Below are 579 nucleotides of genomic sequence, written 5' to 3' on the forward strand. Positions count from 1 at the left end.
GTGAACGTTGTCAGCAACACCATCATGTCCCTGTGCAAGCTGATACTCCCATCGCCCTCTATCTCGACCGTAGTCTGGACATGGTTATCAGTATCTTAGCGGTATTGAAAGCCGGTGGCGCTTATGTACCCATCTCCCCAGAATATCCCTCAGAGCGGGTTCAGTTTATTTTGGACGATATCCAATCACCCTGTGTCGTCACTCAGCAAAGGTATCTGGCAATGCTGGCGACAGACACGCGAACATGCATAGAACAACCAGTATTGATAGCGGCGGATGACCCGGCAATCACCGCAGACCAACCTGTGGACAATCCGGCATCGGTAAACAAATCCTCAGATTTGGCCTATATCATCTATACCTCAGGCACCACCGGCCAGCCGAAAGGCGTCATGATTGAGCACAAAAATGTGGCGCATCTGGTGGCGGCACAGACAGCGCTTTTTAATGCAACAAAGAGAAAAAAAGCCTTAATGTTTGCTGCTTATGTCTTTGACGCCTCAGTTTCTGAGTTATTCCTCAGCCTGCTTCATGGTCATACAATTTACCTTTGCAGTGAAACAGAACGTAATATCCCCG

Annotated in this window: 1 protein-coding gene; it reads left to right on the top strand. The window is 48.7% G+C overall.

The window, feature by feature from the left end:
* Nucleotides 1-579, top strand: a 579-nt coding sequence (locus tag EAE91_RS25275) for an AMP-binding protein (RefSeq protein WP_214090568.1), incomplete at both ends; no start/stop codon positions are given.

The organism is Photorhabdus noenieputensis (genome assembly GCF_018448935.1).
GTDB classification, from domain to species: Bacteria; Pseudomonadota; Gammaproteobacteria; order Enterobacterales; family Enterobacteriaceae; genus Photorhabdus; species Photorhabdus noenieputensis.